We start from the raw sequence: 17,376 nt of genomic DNA on the forward strand, positions 1-17,376 counted from the left end.
CACCGCACGACCGCCCGGACCGGCGCTCAGCCCAGGACGGTGACGACCGGTCCCGCGTCACCCGTGGACCCGTCGAACCGGTCGAACCGGTACGCGGCGAGGACGCCGTGCGTGGGGCGCAGGGCGGTGACCTCGTCCGGCAGCGTCACCCGCCAGGCGACGCCCCCACCGGTGGCGTCGAGCGCCACGAGCACCTGCGGCGCGCTGCCGCCCGGGGGCGGCGCCATGGCGAGGACGTGACGGCCGTCCGTCGCCACCGTGGCATCGGGCAGCAGACCGCCCGCGCGCCACCGCTCGGCTCCGGTGCCGGCGTCCAGGGCAAAGAGCTCGGTGGCGTAGCCGGCGATCACGCGCCCGTCGAGGAGCACCGCGTCCTGCTGGTTGACCGGCTGCTCGGAGCTCCACAGCGGACCGCCGTCGAGGTCCCACGCGTGCAGGCCACTGGTGTCGGACGTGAGCAGGAGCCCTGGAGCGCTGCCGTCGTCGACCGCGAGGGTGACCCAGCGCCCCGGCAGGGACCTCACGCCGTCCGGGCGTACCACGACCGTCGTCTCGCCGTCCTGCGCGAGGACGAGGACGGCGTCGCCGGCCGTCCCGCGCACGAAGGAGTCCGAGGTCATCTGGTGGCCCTGCACGGTCGCGCCCGACGCGTCGAGCAGCATCAACGCGTCGGCTGTCACGACGGCGACGCCGTCGGTCGTCGCGTGCACCTCGGCGTACGACCCGTAGGCCGTCGTCGTCGTCGTGGGGAACGTCGCCTCCCACTCGACCGAGCCGTCCACGGTGATCGCGCGCACGTGGACGGCCGAGCCGTCCGCGCCGGCCAGCACGACGAGGTCGTCGAGCACGGCCCCCGACATCGAGGAGAGCGACTCACCCACCGCCGCCGAGAGGTCGCTCACGACGGACCCGTCGTGAGCGTCGAGCACGAGCAGGCGCGTCGTCGTCGGGCCGACCTGGGTGAGCGTGCCCTGCCCCACCACCGACACGCCGTCGTCGGCCAGGCACACCAGCAGGTCGCCGTCGCTGCCGTACTCGACGCACCACCCGCCGCTGCGGACGACCTCGCCGCCCGGCAGCGGCTCGAGCACGTCACGGGGCGCGATCAGCTCGACCTCCCACGCGACCGTGCCGTCGGCGGGGTCGAAGGCACGGACCGAGGCCGCACCGTCCTCGCCCTGGCGGGACGCGACCAAGAACCCGTCCGGTGTCCGGGCGCTCGCGCGCAGGAACCCGTCGTCCGCCCCGGAGCGCAGCACGCGCACCGGGCCGTCCAGGGCGTCCACGACGCCCGGCAGCCCCGCGACCGCCTCGATCCTCGCGCGTTCCCGGGACGCCACCACCGCCTGGCCGACGACGCCCACCGCCAGGAGCACGGCGACCAGCGCGGCGCCCAGGACGAGCACGCGCCGGCGGGTGCGGCGCGACGCCCCGGTGGGGTCGTCGCCGCCGTGGGGTGCGGCTCCGCCCGGCGGCGTCCCGCCCCCCGGCGGCGCGCCGGTGCCGTCGTCGTCGTCCTCGACGAGCTCGACATCCGTCCTCGCGTCGCCGCGTGCCACGGCTGCAGGCTATCGGCGCACCGCGCGCGGCGCGGGGGTTCCGCTCAGCCGAGGACGGTGACCTCCCAGGTGCCTTCCTCGCCGGAGGAGACGCCCACGAGCAGGCCGCCCACCGCCCACAGCGAGTCGACCCCCGGTGGGAGCTGCGTGCGCCAGGCGACGGTGCCGTCGGTCGCGTCCAGCGCCACGAGCTCCGCCTGGGGGGCGTCGGCGGGTGCGGCGGTGCGCACCAGAAGGTGCCGACCGTCCGTCAGCACCGCGTCGGCGACGACCAGACGGTCCCGGCGCCACAGCTCGGCGCCCGTGCGCGCGTCGAGGGTCACCAGCCCGCCGCCGACCGTGAGGTGGACACGTCCCGCGAGCACGGTGAGCGCCGAGATCGACGACGGCCGGTCCGCCCGCCACCGGAGTGCGCCGTCGGGGTCCCAGGCGTGGATGCTCTCGTGGTCGACGGTCAGCACCAGGCCGTCGGCACTGCCGTCGTCGAGCTGCGGGCGCAGCCAACGCCCGGGGACCTCGCCGACGTGGTCGTCCCACAGGACCTTGCTGGTCTCACCCTCGCCGACCGAGCCCGAGAACTGCATCACGGGTACCCGGTCCCCTGCCGTGGACACGAGCGCCGTCGCGCCGGACGTGCCCTCCAGGAACTCGTCGGAGCCCAGCGTGACGGTGCGCAGCGTCGCACCCGTGGCGTCCAGCACGCGCAGCTCGACGGCCGTCGCCACGAGGAGGTGGTCGCCGAGGGGAGTCACCTGCGCCCGAGGCCCGCCGTCCCGGGCCGACGACTCGGGCAGGACCGGTGCCGGGACCGTGGTCCGCCACGCGACGGTGCCGTCCGGGGCGGCGGCCACGACCTCCGTGGCGCCGTCCACCACGCTGCTGACCACTGCGAGGTCACCGAGGACGAGGAACGCCGGGGCGCTCCCCATACCGGCGACCGCGTCGGACAGGTCGGCGACGACCGTCCCGTCCTGCGGGTCCAGCAGCAGCAGCCGCGTCACGGTGGCGGGGACGTACCGGACGTCGTCGTCGTCGTAGACGGCCACGGCGTCGGACGCCAGGCAGGCCACGAGGGGGACGTCCGCGCCGTGTGCCAGGCAGGAGCCGCTCTGCGCGAACACGCCCGGGTCGGGTGGGGCGTCCGATGCCGCCAGGAGCTCCTGCTCCCAGACGACCTCGCCCGTCGCCGGGTCCAGTGCGCGCGCGATGGACGAGCCGTCGTCTCCGGCGTGCGCGCCGACGAGCAGCCCGCCGGCCGTGCGCACCGTCGTCTGCAGCAGGAGGCCGTCGGTGTCGCCCGTCCACAGCTCCTCGGGCGGGGCGTCGAGCGGCGAGAGTGCCTGCGGGAGCGCCGCGAACCCGGCGAGCCGGGCGCGCTCCTTCGCCGCCTCGCGGACCTCCCCGACCGTGGCGACCACCACCAGGGCGACGACGAGCGTCGCCGCGACGGTCAGCACCCGGCGTCGGGTCCGGGGCGACGGGTGGGCGTGGTCGGTGGGCCGGGGCCCGTCGGGCGTGGTGCGGGGCTGCCCGTCAGGTGGTGGCGCGACACCGTCGACGCCGTCGTCCTCGACGAGCTCGACGTGCGTCCTCGCGCTGTGACGTGCCACGGCCGCACGCTAGCGCGGGCGGTGGGTGGTGTGGGCGGGATCGCCGGTCCTGGTCCGCGTGGGCACCGCCGTGACCGTCGCCGGTGCCGCCGCGAGAGCCCCGTGGACGTGCATCACCCCCCGGCCGGGGGGGAGGGCCAGGGGGTGACGGTCCTAGGGGTGTCGACGACACCCGTGCACGGGGCGCGGGGTGCGCCCCTCAGGTCAGCCGTTCAACCGGTGACGACGCCGGGCGAGCACGAGTGCTGCACCGCCGGCGATCGCGGCGATCGCGGCCAGCAACCCGACGGCGGCCTGCGTACCCGTCGCGGCGAGCGTGTCGTCGTCGCCCGCGGAGAGCACCTCGGCGCGCTCCGTCGGAGTCGGGGCGGGCTTGGTCGGCGCGGGGGTCGCCGTCGGGGTGGGCTCGGGCGTCTCCGCCGGTGCCGCCAGTACCTCGCTCGTCTCCGACGGGGACGGTTCGGGCGTCGGCGTCGGCGCCACGGTGGGCTCGTCGTCCACGTCGGCGGTCGGCGTCGGGTTGGGTGCCGGCGCCGGGGGCGGGGGCGGGGGAGTCGACGGCGTGTCGTCGTCGACCGGGGCGCAGAGCACGTCGAGGTCGACGAGGTGCTCCACCTCGTAGTGGGCGTAGAAGGCCAGGGTGTTCGGTACGGGGAACCCGCCCTGGTTGTGGGGGGGCGTGATGACCGTCGGCACCAGCGACGCCACGTCGAGCCCGCGGCCGGCCTCGCCGTCGCCCACGAGGTCCACCTGCAGCCCGTAGGCATTCTTCTCCGCGCAGACCGCCGCGGCGTCGGCGGCTTCGAGCTGGAGCGGGATGATCTGCGGGTTGCGCGGCTGGCCGGTCGAGACCTCGGTGCGGGCGGAGGCGCCCTCCGTCGGCCACGCCCACACGTCGTACAGCCGCACGCGGTGCTGGCGTCCGCTGTTCCAGTACCCGGCGGGCTTGCTCGCGTCGAGCTTCTTGTAGAGGAAGTACCCCGTGGCCTGGTCGCACGTGTAGGCGTCCCACGGGATGACCTGCTTGGCGCGCTTGCCGCCGCACAGGTCGCCGGGGGCGGTGGTGGGCTGGGGTGCGGGCGTGGGCTGGCCGGGCGTGGGCTGGCCGGGCTTGGGCTTGTCGGGCGTGGGCTGGCCAGGCTTGGGCTTGTCGTAGCCGGTCGAGTACCCGGGCTTGCCGGACCCGTGGTGCCCGCCACCGGTGGCGGACGCGGCGGTGGAGGGCAGCGCCACGAGGGCTGCGACGGACAGGATGACGAGGGGGAGACGGCGGTTCACGGAGGGACTCCTCGGCCGCGGACGCTTGGACGGGTGCCCGGCGACGACGGCCACGCCATCGGGCGTAACGGACAATAGAGGCAAACACCCGTCCGGTGGTGAACTTCTGTCCAAGTTGGGGGCGAATCATCCTTTTGGACGCCCTGGGGACGGGTGGCGAGGTCCGGGGACGCGTCAGGCGGGGTGGGCCAGCGACGCGACGGCCCGTGCCAGCAGGTCGACGGACGCCTCCGCGCGCTCGTCGTCGTGGTCGGCGACCCACGTCTGGATGACCCCGTCGCCGGCCGACAGCACGAGCGCTGCGACGTGCTCCACCGGCGCGCTCCACGCGACGCTGCCGCGCTGCGACCAGGCGCCGAGGTGACGCTCGATCTCCGCCAGGTACTGCTGGCGCTCCCAGGCCACGGCGTCGGACCCCGCGTCGTCGCGGGCGGCGCGGATGAGCTCGAACATGGCGGCCTGGTGCTGCGGGTCGGCGCGCACGATGTCGAGCTGCGCGAGCAGGGCCCCGCGCAGCGCCGTCTCGAGGTCGTCCGTGTCGACGGCGGGGGCCCAGGCGGCGGCGGCTCCCGTCAGCTCCCGGTCGACGAGCGCCCGCACCAGCGCGGCCTTGGAGCCGAACGCGTAGTGGAAGATCCCGTGCGGCAGGCCCGCGCGGTTCGTGACGGCCCGCGTCGTGAGCCCGGCCAGCCCGTGCTCGCGCAGCACGGCGAGCGCGGCGTCGAGCAGCTGCGCGCGACGCTCGTCGACGGGGCGGTGCCCGCCTGCGGCGGGGAGGTTCACCGTCCCATCGTACGGGCGGACTTGGCCAACTGACTTGGACGCTTGGCCAGTTCGCCCTACGGTGGAGTCACACACGTCGTGACGCTCGGCAGGAGGGCCCCGTGATCACCGTCAGCCCCGCCCGGCCGGGCGACCTCACCGCCGCTGCGGAGGTGCTGGCCGAGGCCTTCGTCGACGACCCGGTCACCGGTGCGGTGCTGCGCCGCACGGGTGCCGACCGGCTGCGGTGCGCCCAGCACCTGTTCGTCGCGCTGCTGCGCCCGGCGATCGCCGACGGCACCGTCGACCTCGCCCGCCGGGGGGACGACAGCCAGGTGCTCGGCGTCGCGATCTGGGAGGCGCCGGGCGCTGTGACCACCGTCGCGCGGCTCGCCGCCCAGCTGCCCTCGTTCTGGCGCGCGTGCGGCGCCGCCGGCCTGGTGCGTGCGCTCGCCACCAAGCGTGCGGTCGAGCGGTACCGGCCCCGCCAGCCCCACTGGTACCTGCAGGAGATCGGCGTGGCTGCCGACGCACGCGGCCAGGGCATCGGCGGCGCGCTCCTCGACGCCCGCCTCGCGGACGTCGACCGGCAGGGCGCCGGGGCGTACCTCGAGTCGTCGACCGAGCGCAACCGCCGCCTGTACCGCCGGTACGGGTTCCTCGACGGTGCGCCCGTGCGCCGGGTCCCTGCGGCGCCGGTGACGATGTGGCGACCGCCGTCGTCCGACCAGGCCCCGCGCCCGGCCGCCACGACCCCTCACCCGTCCGCCTGACGGGGCCCCTCCCCCCGACCGCGGTACTCACCCCCCGAGCGCGGTACTCACCCCCCGACCGCGGTACCAACGAGTGGCGCGCTCGGCGGTCGAGTGCCGCGCTCGCGAAAACCCCTTGGCGACGCCGCGGACGCGACGTAGCGTCGGTCGCACACTGAAGGGAGGTGGTCCGCGACATGAAGTCTTTCCGGACGCGTGAGGTGGCTGCCCGCTAGCCGCCCGAGTCATCGGACGGACTGCACGGTCCGCTCACGCTCCGCCGGCGTCGACCGGCAGGGCGGCAGCGAATACCCGGCAGTCGCCGCAGCCCGTGGGAGCCGCGACCTCGTCCTTCGCGGCAGGGCCCCGTCAGGGGACCCGACCCACGGGCTGTTCCCTGCCCTTCTGCCGCGCGCGGGGGGTGAGAGAGTGGGGGTGTGGCACTCAAGTCCCCTGCAGAGATCGAGCAGATGCGCCCCGCCGGGCGGTTCGTCGCCGACGTCCTGACGTCGTTGCGCGAGTACGCCCGCGTCGGCATGACGACCAACGACCTCGACGCGCACGCCCGCGAGATGATCGCGAAGGCCGGCGCGCGGTCGGTGTACCTCGGCTACCACCCGAGCTTCGGGGCGATGCCCTACCCGGGTGTCCTGTGCACGTCGGTGAACGACCACGCGCTGCACGGCCTGCCGTCCGACCGCGTCCTGGCCGACGGTGACGTGGTGAGCATCGACTTCGCGTGCGAGGTCGAGGGGTGGGTCGCGGACTCCGCCCTGACGTTCCAGCTCGGCACGACGACGCCCGAGGCGCAGCGCCTCATCTCGACGACCGAGCAGGCGCTCGCCGCGGGCATCGCCGCCGCGCAGCCCGGTGGCCGCATGGGTGACGTCTCGGCCGCCATCGGCCGGGTCGCGCGGCAGTCCGGGTTCGGCCTGAACACCGACTTCGGCGGGCACGGCGTGGGCCGGACGATGCACGAGGACCCGCACGTCCCCAACGACGGCCGCCCCGGCACCGGCATCCGCCTCAAGCCGGGCACGGTCATCGCCATCGAGCCGTGGCTCATGGCGGGCAGCAGCGAGTACGTCATCGACGACGACGGCTGGACCATCCGCAGCGCCGACGGCGCGCTCGCCGCGCACGCGGAGCACACGGTGGCGATCACCAAGCGCGGCCCGGTGGTCCTGACGGCCCGCGACTGACCGTGAGGGGCGTCGTCGCGAGCGGACGGCAACCCTCACGCCTCGCCGATCCGGACGCTCGGCGGTGCGAACCGGTCACGCCGCCGGGCGTCGTGGGCCAGGATCTCCTACATGAGCGCTGATCACGGCACTTCGGACCTCCCGGCCGCGCGGCCGGTCGACGTGCACGCCTACCGCGAGGAGCCGTACGCCGACACGCCGCCGTGGTACCGCGACGGCTACCTGTGGGCGGGGTCCGGTTTCGCGGTGCTGGCTCTGGCGACGGGCTACTACGCCGACATGCTGCCGGCGGCGCTCGCGACGACGGCCGTCATCAGCGTGTGGCGCACGGTGCAGGTCCGGCGGGCGGGCGTCCGGTGGTGGACCTGGCTCGAGATCGTTCTGGCGGCGCTCTTCGTGGTCGTCGTCCTGGCGGTCACCGACGCCGTCGCGGAGTTCACGGTCGCCGGGCTCGCCGTCCGGCTGGCCGCCGGGGCGCTCGTCGGCGTCGGCGTCGTCGCGCTGGTCAGCGCCGTCGGGCGTCGTCGCGCAACGCCGGCGGGACCTGCGACGGCGGGGTGACGCCCACGGGCTCGACGAGCACCAGCGGGTCCTCGTCGAGGTCGAGGACGCGTGAACGGGCGGGCGGGGTCAGGGCGGTCTCGAAGCGCACGGTCGCCTCCCGGCCGCGCACGTGCACGACCCACCCGCGGCCGAGCGTCGCGTGCTCGACGTCGAGCCCGGGGCGCGCGTTGGACTCCTCGAGCGGCCGGCCCACCTGGGACCCGCCGAGCGGTCGGCCGACGACGGCCTTCTCGGCGCCGACGAGCCGGGCGTCGTCCTCGACGAGCGCCGCGACCACGTCGTCGACGCCCGGTACCGACGTGCCGTCGGGGAGCGCGGGCCCCGACGTGGTGGCGTCGTCCGCTTCCCCATCCCCGTCGACGGCGTCCCCGTCGCCCGGGACCGTCGCCCAGTCGTCCGCGAGCCGACCGCTCACGTGGTCGTGCTCACCGACGACCGCGCGCCGCGGGGCGTCGAACAGGTGCGCGTCGAGGTCGAGCGCGAGCTGTGCGTGCGGCGACAGCGCGTGGAACGCCACGCCCAGCAGGCGCACGGGTTCGACGACCCCGGCCGCGAGGACGGCGCGCCGGGCGGCGTCGCGCAGGTCCGCGTCCGCCGCCGTCGGGTGCGGGAACGTCACGGAGCGCGTCACGGTCGAGAAGTCGGCGTAGCGCACCTTCGCGACGACGGTCCGCGCGGCCCCGCCGTGGCGCTCGAGCCGCTGCAGGGCCTCGTCGACGACGTCGTCCACGGCGGACAGGACGACGTCGCGGCCTCGCAGGTCGACCGCGAACGTGCGCTCGGCGCCGGCGGACTTGCGCTCGGTCGTCGTGACGACGGGCCGGTCGTCCAGGCCGCGCGACATGAGGTACAGCCCGGTGCCGTGCGCCTCGCCGAGCGTCATGGTGAGGGTGTCGAGCGGCTGGCGGCGCAGGTCGGCGACGGTGCGCACACCGAGCCGTTCGAGTGCCCCCTGCGTCGCGGGGCCCACGCCGGGGACGGTCCGCACGTCGAGCGGGAGCAGGACGTCGTCCTCGTCCTCGGGTCGCACGACGACGACACCGCCGGGCTTGCGCAGGTCGGAGGCGATCTTGGCGACGAGCTTGGAGCGGCCCACGCCGACCGACACCGTCAGTCCGGTGAGCTCGGCGACGCGGGCCTGGAGCTGCGCGGCGGCGTCCTCCGGCTCGGGGGTGCCGCCTGGCGCCAGCGCGAGGTCGGCGAACGCCTCGTCGATCGACAGCGGCTCCACCGCCGGCGTCAGCTCGCGCAGGACGTCCATGATGACCTGCGAGTACGCGGCGTACGCGGCGAACCGGGGGACGAGCACCGCGGCGGCGGGGCACAGGCGCCGGGCCCGCGCCATGGGCATCGCGGACCGTGCGCCGGCGCGCCTGGCCTCGTACGACGCCGTCGACACGACGCCCCGCCCGCCGACGCCCCCGACCAGGACCGGCTTGCCGCGCAGCGACGGCTTGTCCCGCTGCTCGACGGCGGCGAAGAACGCGTCGGCGTCGAGGTGGAGGACGGTCGCGGCGTCGCGCACGCGCACGGCGTCGACGAGCCGCCGCGCCTGGTCACCTCCGCGCTCCACGCTCCCATCTTCCGTCGTCCCGCTGCTGGTCTGCGCCGCGGCCTGAGCAGGCGAGGGCGTCCACCGGGCGGGACGACCCTTCCGCGAGACCGGCCTCAGCCTCCTCAGGGGCAGGCGTGAGCCCACCCGGCCCGGTCTCGCGGGAGCGGCGTCCCGCACTGTGGGACACCGTGACGCGGAGCGTCGGCGGCGGGCGTCACCCGGCGCGTCAGCAGGTCGCGTGCATCGACCCTGGTGCCGAGCGCGGGGACACGTCGCACTCCAGGCGCCGGCCCGCCCGGAGGGCGGCCCGCGGCGCGCGCATCGTGACTGTCATCACGGATCGGTAACGGAGCGACCGTGACCTGCAAGGATGTAGGCGTGCCTCATCCCTACCGCGTGATGACCGTCTGCACCGGCAACATCTGCCGCTCACCCATGGCCGAGGTCGTGCTCCGCGAGCGGTTCGCGGCCGCGGGCCTCGCCGACGCCGTGGAGGTCGACTCGACCGGCATCAGCGACGAGGAGCGCGGCAACCCCGTGGACTGGCGCGCGCGCTCGGTGCTGCGCCGCCACGGCTACCCGACGGGCGAGGGGCACCGTGCCCGCCAGATCCTGCCGGAGCACATCCTCGAGCGGGACCTGGTGCTGCCGATGACCGCCACGCACGCACGCGCGCTGCGCCGGCTCACCGGTGGGGACCCGGCCGCGACGTCGCGCATCCGGATGTACCGCAGCTTCGACCCCGCGGCGCCGGCCGAGCCCGGGCAGCCCGAGCACGTCCTGGACGTCGACGACCCCTGGTACGGGCCGGAGGAGGGCTTCGAGACGACGCTCGCGGAGATCGAGGCAGCCGCCGACGGGATCGTCGCGCACGTCCGCGAGGCGCTCGACTACCGCAACGGGCTCACCGACTGACCTCGTCGTCCGGCCCCCGTGCCGGACCTCACCCGCACCGGGGACGGGCCGGCACGGCGACGTGTGGCACGGTGCTCGCTGTGCCCGACGCCATCCGCCACGTCCTGTTCCCCGGCCGCCACCACCTGGTCACCGCCTTCCAGGTCGCCTACCTGACGGACCTGCTCGCCGGCCGCGTCCGCGACGCCGACGGCGCGCTCGTGACCTGCGCACCGGACGCGCGCGTCGTGTGGGCGCTGACGTCCGCGACGCACAGCGGCACGCGCCGCAACCCGGTTCCCGCGCACCGCCGCGAGGCGATGATCGAGGCGGTCACGACCCGTGCGGGCCTGCCCTCGCTCGTCGTCCCGGTCGCCGACGTGCCGCCGAGCCCGCGGTTCGCGCACACCGTCCTCGCGACGTGCGAGATGGTCCTGGGCGCGGCCCTCACCCCGCACGACACAGTGGTCGCCTGCTCGACGCCGCAGGTCGCGGCGATGTACGCCGCGGACGGGTTCCGCGTCGCGACCGTCGAGGAGGGCGCGCCGGGCGACCCGGACCGGCCGTGGGACGTCCTCGAGCGGATGGTCGCGGGCGACGACGCGTGGCGCACGCTCGCGCACCCCGAGGCGGTCGCGTTCTACGAGCGGTACCGGCTCGACGCGCACGTCCGCCTCGTCCACACCGACCCGACGGTGCAGGACGACGGCGACCTCACCGAGACCCGCGACTACGCGACGTACACCGCGGCGTTCGACGACGCGTCGGACCGTAAGTGGGCGCAGGTCGCGCCGCACGTGCGGCCCGGGCGGGTCGTCGACCTCGGGTGCGCGGCCGGCGGCCTGCTGGAGCGCGCTGCCCGCGACCCGCGCCTCGCGGAGTCCGACCTGTACGGCGTCGACGTGTCCCGCCACCTCGTCGCCGAGGCGGAGCACCGCCGCGCGCAGGGCGTCTTCGCCAACCCCAACGTGTTCTTCGCGCAGCGCAACCTGCTGCTGGGCCCGGTGTTCCCGGAGCGGTCCGTCGACACGACGACGACGATCGCGCTGACCCACGAGATCGCCAGCTACGGCGACGGGCGCGCGGACCTCGAGCTCCTGGCGCGCCGCATCTTCGAGCACACGCGTCCCGGCGGGGTGTGGATCAACTCCGACGTGCTGGGGCCGGCGGACCCCGAGCGGGTGGTCGACCTCGTGCTCGGCGGCGACTTCGACCTGCCCGCGCGGGACCTGTCGACGCTGGCGCGCGCGGAGGCCGCCGCGTACGTCGCCGCCCTGTCGCCCGCCGCGCGGCTCGTGCAGTTCGCCCACGACTTCCCTGCGCTGTCCGGCGCCGAGGTCAAGGTCGACTGGGTCGAGCGTGGCACCGCCCGCAGCGTCGCCCGCACGACGCTGCGGACCGCGATGGAGTACCTGTACACGCGCGACTACACCGACTCGTGGCTCTCGGAGTGCCACGAGCGGTTCTGCGACCTCACCGGCGACGACTGGGCCGACCTGCTGACGGGCGTCGGCTTCGAGCTCGACCCAGGCAGCGGGCCGTGGCGCAACGACTGGCTGGTCGAGAACCGGCTGCGCGTCGGCGCGGCGCTGCGCGACCCGGTGACGGGTGCGCCCGTCGACTGGCCGGACACGCACGTGCTGACGGTGGCGCGACGGCCGCTGGTCCCCGTCGCCGGATGATCCGGACCACGAGGACGGCCTGACCCGTGCCCCGGGCGGACGCACCCTCCGGCGCCGCGCACCGCTGAGACGGCCGTCGACAACCTCGGTGCTCCTGCGGGACCCTCCCGGCATGCCGACGCTCTTCGACGGGGAGATCGAGGTCGACTACGGGTTCGTCGATGTCGTGGCCGACGGCGACGAGTCCCCTGACCTGGTGCGGGCCCGCGGTGGACAGCGCAACGGCCTGTGCGGTGCGGCCTGCGCCAACGCCCTGTCGCTCGTGACGGCGACGAGGACCGGTGCGGTGCCGCTGCGCGTCGAGCTCCACGACGCCCCGCCGCCGCTCGACCCGGCCTGGGAGGACGTCGTGGAGGTCTCCTTCGTCGCGACGAGCCCCGACCTGGTGCTGAGGAGCTTCCAGGACATGGTCGAGCTGGCGCCGCTGCCCGCCGTCGGTGACCACCGGGTGCGGTACTCGGCCACCTCGATGGACGAGGCGCACGACAGGTCGCGGCTCCCGGACGACCCGGTCGTCGACAGGTACCTCCTGCAGCTCTGGCCCGCCCCTCCGGGTCCCGACGCGGTGCTCCGCAGCACGAGCGCGCAGGCCGGCTACTGGCACGGGGTGGCCGCCGAGACCCCGCCACCGCCCAGCCCGCGGCAGCGTGCGGCCGCGGCGGCCGCCGAGGCCGAGCAGGAGCGACTGCGACGGGAGGAGGCCGAGGACCGGTGGCAGCGCCGGCTGTGGGGCGGGCGCCTGGCCACCCCGCAGCTGCTCGGGCTGGGGAGCGCCGCGCAGCTGGCGCATCGCGACCGCGACCTCGTGGACGCCGTGCTCGACGCGCCCGGGCCGACGCAGCGCACGCTGACGGTCTGGGCCGTCGGGCGTGCGTACGAGGTCGCGGACGCACGAGCCGCCGCGGTGCTCGCCCCGGCGGTCGTCGCGCTGCGCGCGGGGACGGCCGTCCCCCCGCCGTTCGACGACCCGGCCACCGCCTGGGACGCGCTCTTCCCAGGCCCGTCCACCGTGACGGTGACCGTGGTGCGCGGGCTGCCGTCGGCGGCCGGCATCGACGCGGGCGCGGCGGCGCTCTCGGCCGTCCTCGCGGCCCAGGAGGCCGCACCGGCCGCGGCCGCCGCCGGTGCGCTCGCCGCCGCCGCGTCCGGTCCCCTCGGCGACCTCGTCCTCGACGAGGCGCGGTCCCTGCTGGGGCTGCCCCCGGCCGGCGTCCGTGCACGGCTGTGGTGACGTCGGCGGCGTCAGCCCTTCACCGAGGGTGCCGCTCTCGCGCTCGACCTCGTTGAACCACGACCCGTCCTGGTGCACCGTGTGCACGGCCCCACCCGGCATCTCGTCCTCGTCCGGACCCCACGGACCCGACGATCGGTGAGACTGACCCCATGAAGGTCGCCGCCCGCGCGCACGTGCCGCCGTTCGCCGTCATGGAGATCCTGGCCGCCGCCAACGCGCGCCGCGCCGCGGGGGAGCACGTGCTCAGCCTGTGCGCGGGCGAGCCGTCGACCGGGGCGTCGGACGTCGTGCGGCAGCGCGCGATCGAGCTGCTGACGTCCGGCGACCTGGGGTACACCGAGTCGCTCGGTGCACCCGGGCTGCGTGCGGCGATCGCAGCGCACTACGGCGTCACGTACGGCGTCGACGTGGACCCCGGGCGCGTGGCGGTGACGACGGGGTCCTCCGGCGGGTTCATGCTCGCGTTCCTCGCGGCGTTCGACGTCGGTGACCGCGTCGCGCTGGCGCGCCCCGGGTACCCGGCCTACGCGAACATCCTCACGGCGCTGGGCTGCGAGGTCGTCGACCTGCCGTGCGGCCCGGAGCAGCGCTACCAGCCGACCGTCGCGCAGCTCGAGGCCCTGGACGAGCCGGTCGAGGGCCTCGTGATCGCGTCGCCCGCCAACCCGACGGGCACGATGATCGAGCCCGACGAGCTCGCGGCCCTCGCCGCGTGGTGCGGCGCGCACGGCGTGCGCCTGGTCAGCGACGAGATCTACCACGGCATCACGTACGCCGACGCGTCGGGCACCACGCCCGCGACGGCCACCGCCGCTCGGTACCTCGGCACGGGCGCCGTCGTCGTGAACTCGTTCTCCAAGTACTGGGCCATGACCGGCTGGCGCCTGGGGTGGCTGGTGCTGCCCGACGACCTCGTCACGCCCGTCGACGCGCTCGCGGGCAACGTCGCGCTGTGCCCGCCGGCGCTCGCGCAGCACGCAGGCATCGCGGCGTTCAGCGCCGACGGCATGGCGGCCGCACGCGCCAACGTCGAGCGGTACGCGGACTCCCGCCGGCTCCTGCTCGACCGCCTGCCCGACCTGGGCTGGGACCCCGTCGCGCCGGCGGACGGCGCGTTCTACCTGTACGGCGACGTGTCGGTGACCGGGCTGGACGCGGTGACGTACTGCGCACGCCTGCTCGACGAGGCGGGCGTGGCGATCACGCCGGGGACGGACTTCGACCCCGTGGGAGGGGGCAGCTGGGTGCGACTGTCGTTCGCGTCGTCGCCGCAGGTGGTGTCCGAGGCGGCCGACCGGGTCGTCGCGTGGCAGCGCGGGCTGTGACACCTGCGGCCGCACGCAGGTGCGGTCAGGCGCCGCGGTCCTCGAGCGGGGAGGTCACCACGGTGATGCGCTCGGGGTCGATGCCCTGCGCGACGCACCGCACGACGCGCTCCACGTCTGCCACGTCCGCATCGGCCGCGAGGACGAGCCCGCCGCCGTTGCCCGGCTCGTCGGCGCCCACGTAGGCGTCGACGACCATCGGGTCCTCCGCGCACGCCGAGACCGTCCTCAGGTCGCCGGCCACGAGCACCGTCCACGGGCCCTGCGCCGGGACGTCGACGACGGACGACCCGCCGCCACCGAACACGGCGAGTGCCCCGAGGAGCGTGGTGCCGACGAGGGCGGCCACCACGATGACGGCCGTACCACGAGTCCGCCTGGTGCGATCGCGCACGGTCCCTCCCTCTGTCCCGAACCTGGGCAGCCTAACCCGCTCGCCTGCGCGGGCCGTCGCTGCCCGCGGGGTACTCCTCGAGGGGCGCGACGCCCGCGGCCCACGCGTCGAGGATCGGCTCGACGATGCGCCAGCCCTCCTCTGCCTCGGCCGCGCGGGCGGACAGGCGGGTGTCACCCTCGATGACGGCGAGCAGCAGCTGCCCGTACGGCGTGGGGTCCTGGCGGGCGAGCTCGGTGTCGAGGACGACCTTCTCCAGCGCGAACGGGTCGCCGATGCCGTTGACGTTGAGGTGCAGGGACATCCGGTCGGGGTCGAGCTGCAGGCGCAGCTCGTTGCGGGTCGGAGCGGCGCCGTCGAACACCCGCAGCGGCACCTCACGGAACCGCACGACGATCTCCCGGCGGCTCGCGGACAGCGCCTTGCCGCTGCGCAGCCGGAACGGCACACCGGACCACCGCCACGTGTCGACGAACAGCGTGACCTCGGCGTACGTCTCGACCTCGCGGTCCGGGTCGACGCCCGGCGCCGCGGCGTACGCGTCGACCGGGCGGCCGTCGACCTCACCGGCGACGTACCGGGCGCGGCGCGTCCACCGGGCGACGGACTCGTGGTCCGGTGTGCGCACGGCCCGCAGCACGTCGACCTTGCGCGACGCGAGGTCCGCAGGGGCGACCGACGTGGGCGGCTCCATCGCGACGTACGTCAGCAGCTGCAGCAGGTGGTTCTGCACCATGTCGCGCAGCGCCCCGGACCGGTCGTAGTACGACGCGCGCGCCTGCGCGTCGACCGTCTCGTCGAAGACGATGTCGACGGACGCGACGTGCGTGCTGCTCCACAGCGGCTCGAGGACGCGGTTGGCGAACCGCAACCCCAGCAGGTTCAGCACCGTCTGCTTGGCGAGGAAGTGGTCGACGCGGAAGATCTTGTCCTCCGGGAGCAGCTCGCCCAGCGCCGCGTTGAGCTCGACGGCCCCGGCGAGGTCCTCCCCGAACGGCTTCTCGACGACGACCCGCAGCCCGTCGGGCAGGTCGACGTCCGCCAGCGCGTGCACGACGGGCAGGAACAGCACGTGGGGGAGCGCGAGGTACAGCACGAGGGGGTCCGCGTCCTGCACCTCGCACGCCGCGATGGCGGTGCGCAGCGTCTGCGGGTCGGTGACGTCGCCGTGCACCCACACGACCCGGTCGACCAGTGCCGTGACGTCCGGGTCCGGCTCGCCGTCCGCGTGGTACGCGACCTTCTCGAGGACGAGGGCGCGGAACCCGTCGTCGTCGAGGTCGTCGTTCGCGACGCCGACGAGCCGCAGACCGCCGTCCACCATCGGCTCGACGCGCGCGAGCCCGGGCAGGATGTAGCGGGCGGTGAGGTCGCCGGTGGCGCCGAGGACGACGAGGCCGGCGGTCACGGGCGCGCTCCCGTCGGGCCGGGGACGTGCGGGAGGTCTCGGCAGGTCGAGGTCATGGCACCCATCGTCACGACTGGCCGTGGTGCGCGCGCGTCGAGTGGAGCAATCGGCGCCACCGCCCACCGGGCGAGCAGGTGACCACTTGCCGCTGGGGAAGCCCACGGACGTGACCACGGCGCCCTCTCGGCGGGTGAGGCCGGCGGGCCGCTCCTAGAGTCGCTCGCATGGACGGGCCCGGGCAGGTGCGCATCGGCATCTCCGGGTGGCGCTACGCGCCCTGGCGCGGCGTGTTCTACCCGCCGGGGCTGCCCCAGCGGCGCGAGCTGGAGTACGCGGCGCGGCAGCTCGGGTCGGTCGAGATCAACGGGTCGTTCTACTCGCTGCAGCGCCCCGACTCCTATCGCGCGTGGCGCGCGGACACCCCCGACGGGTTCGTCTTCTCGATCAAGGGCCCGCGCTTCGTCACGCACATGAAGAAGCTCGCGGGCGTCGAGACGCCGTTGGCCAACTTCTTCGCGTCCGGCGTGCTCGCGCTCGAGGACCGCACCGGGCCCGTCCTGTGGCAGCTGCCCCCCAACCTCGGGTTCCACCCGGACCGTCTCGCCCGGTTCTTCGACCTGCTGCCGCGCTCGACGGCGGCCGCCGCGGCGCTGGCCGCGCACCACGACGACAAGGTCCCCGAGGGGCGCGCGCTGACGACCGTCGAGGCGGACCGCCCGCTGCGGCACGTCCTCGAGGTGCGGCACGACACCTTCGTGGACCCCGCCTTCCCCGAGCTGCTGCGCGCGCACGACGTCGGGCTCGTTGTCGCCGACACCGCCGGACGCTGGCCGCACCTCGAGGACCTCACCAGCGACGTCGTCTACGTGCGCCTGCACGGGCACAGCGAGCTGTACGTCTCCGGCTACGACGACGACGCCCTCGACGCGTGGGCCGCGAAGGTGCGGGCGTGGTCCACGGGCACGGCGCCGCCGGACGGCCCGCGGGTGAGCGCCCCCGCCGCGGACCGGCCGCGTGACGTGCACGTCTACTTCGACAACGACGTGAAGGTGCGCGCGCCGTTCGACGCGATGGCGCTCGCCGCGAAGGTGGGCGCGGGCCCGGTGCAGCACGAGGCGGACGACCACGACCACCCGGCGCACAGCCGGTTCACGTAG

At 75.3% G+C, this 17,376-nt stretch carries 15 protein-coding genes; 8 read left to right on the forward strand and 7 right to left on the reverse strand.

What is annotated here, in order from left to right; genetic code table 11:
* Positions 1 to 26: 26 nt before the first annotated feature.
* The 4 genes from NP048_RS00385 to NP048_RS00400 form a co-directional block, all read right to left on the reverse strand.
* Positions 27 to 1,559, reverse strand: a complete 1,533-nt coding sequence (locus tag NP048_RS00385; RefSeq protein ID WP_227577003.1) for an outer membrane protein assembly factor BamB family protein — start codon at positions 1,557 to 1,559, stop codon at positions 27 to 29.
* A 44-nt stretch (positions 1,560 to 1,603) separates the two neighbouring features.
* Positions 1,604 to 3,169, reverse strand: coding sequence for an outer membrane protein assembly factor BamB family protein (locus NP048_RS00390; protein ID WP_227577004.1), 1,566 nt, complete (start codon positions 3,167 to 3,169; stop codon positions 1,604 to 1,606).
* Positions 3,170 to 3,373: 204 nt separating this feature from the next.
* The gene (locus NP048_RS00395) at positions 3,374 to 4,447 is read right to left on the reverse strand and encodes an LPXTG cell wall anchor domain-containing protein (RefSeq protein ID WP_227577229.1); all 1,074 of its coding nucleotides are present in this window, start codon (positions 4,445 to 4,447) and stop codon (positions 3,374 to 3,376) included.
* 174 nt (positions 4,448 to 4,621) lie between these two features.
* Entirely contained in the window at positions 4,622 to 5,230 is a 609-nt protein-coding gene (locus tag NP048_RS00400) for a TetR/AcrR family transcriptional regulator (protein WP_227577005.1), read from the reverse strand.
* Between the two features lie 101 nt (positions 5,231 to 5,331).
* Here NP048_RS00400 and NP048_RS00405 point away from each other — a divergent pair, with 101 nt between their 5' ends.
* The 3 genes from NP048_RS00405 to NP048_RS00415 all read left to right on the forward strand — a co-directional run bounded on the left by NP048_RS00405 (position 5,332) and on the right by NP048_RS00415 (position 7,724).
* Positions 5,332 to 5,982 carry a GNAT family N-acetyltransferase gene (locus NP048_RS00405; RefSeq protein WP_227577006.1) on the forward strand — a complete coding sequence of 217 codons (651 nt, stop codon included), beginning with the start codon at positions 5,332 to 5,334 and terminating at the stop codon, positions 5,980 to 5,982.
* A 416-nt stretch (positions 5,983 to 6,398) separates the two neighbouring features.
* Positions 6,399 to 7,163, forward strand: coding sequence for a type I methionyl aminopeptidase (gene map / locus NP048_RS00410; protein ID WP_227577007.1), 765 nt, complete (start codon positions 6,399 to 6,401; stop codon positions 7,161 to 7,163).
* Between the two features lie 111 nt (positions 7,164 to 7,274).
* Positions 7,275 to 7,724, forward strand: a complete 450-nt coding sequence (locus NP048_RS00415) for a hypothetical protein (protein WP_227577008.1) — start codon at positions 7,275 to 7,277, stop codon at positions 7,722 to 7,724.
* On the opposite strand, the gene NP048_RS00420 is transcribed toward NP048_RS00415, so the two are convergent.
* Complete coding sequence (locus tag NP048_RS00420) at positions 7,669 to 9,300, reverse strand: DNA polymerase IV (RefSeq protein WP_227577009.1); 1,632 nt, start codon at positions 9,298 to 9,300, stop codon at positions 7,669 to 7,671. The genes NP048_RS00415 and NP048_RS00420 overlap by 56 nt on opposite strands.
* A gap of 360 nt (positions 9,301 to 9,660) precedes the next feature.
* Between NP048_RS00420 and NP048_RS00425 the strand changes: the two genes are divergently transcribed.
* From NP048_RS00425 to NP048_RS00440, 4 genes are all read left to right on the forward strand, one after another.
* Entirely contained in the window at positions 9,661 to 10,197 is a 537-nt protein-coding gene (locus NP048_RS00425; RefSeq protein ID WP_227577010.1) for a low molecular weight protein-tyrosine-phosphatase, read from the forward strand.
* A gap of 80 nt (positions 10,198 to 10,277) precedes the next feature.
* A complete protein-coding gene (locus NP048_RS00430; RefSeq protein WP_227577011.1) occupies positions 10,278 to 11,858 on the forward strand; it encodes a class I SAM-dependent methyltransferase in 1,581 nt (526 codons plus the stop codon).
* 112 nt (positions 11,859 to 11,970) lie between these two features.
* Positions 11,971 to 13,089, forward strand: a complete 1,119-nt coding sequence (locus tag NP048_RS00435) for a hypothetical protein (RefSeq protein ID WP_227577012.1) — start codon at positions 11,971 to 11,973, stop codon at positions 13,087 to 13,089.
* 152 nt (positions 13,090 to 13,241) lie between these two features.
* Positions 13,242 to 14,417, forward strand: a complete 1,176-nt coding sequence (locus tag NP048_RS00440) for an aminotransferase class I/II-fold pyridoxal phosphate-dependent enzyme (protein WP_227577013.1) — start codon at positions 13,242 to 13,244, stop codon at positions 14,415 to 14,417.
* A gap of 25 nt (positions 14,418 to 14,442) precedes the next feature.
* On the opposite strand, the gene NP048_RS00445 is transcribed toward NP048_RS00440, so the two are convergent.
* Positions 14,443 to 14,769, reverse strand: a complete 327-nt coding sequence (locus tag NP048_RS00445) for a hypothetical protein (RefSeq protein ID WP_227577014.1) — start codon at positions 14,767 to 14,769, stop codon at positions 14,443 to 14,445.
* Between the two features lie 73 nt (positions 14,770 to 14,842).
* Entirely contained in the window at positions 14,843 to 16,219 is a 1,377-nt protein-coding gene (locus tag NP048_RS00450; protein WP_227577015.1) for a glucose-6-phosphate dehydrogenase, read from the reverse strand.
* Between the two features lie 224 nt (positions 16,220 to 16,443).
* Between NP048_RS00450 and NP048_RS00455 the strand changes: the two genes are divergently transcribed.
* Positions 16,444 to 17,376, forward strand: coding sequence for a DUF72 domain-containing protein (locus tag NP048_RS00455; protein ID WP_227577016.1), 933 nt, complete (start codon positions 16,444 to 16,446; stop codon positions 17,374 to 17,376).

This window comes from Cellulomonas xiejunii (assembly GCF_024508315.1).
Taxonomy (GTDB): domain Bacteria; phylum Actinomycetota; class Actinomycetes; order Actinomycetales; family Cellulomonadaceae; genus Cellulomonas; species Cellulomonas xiejunii.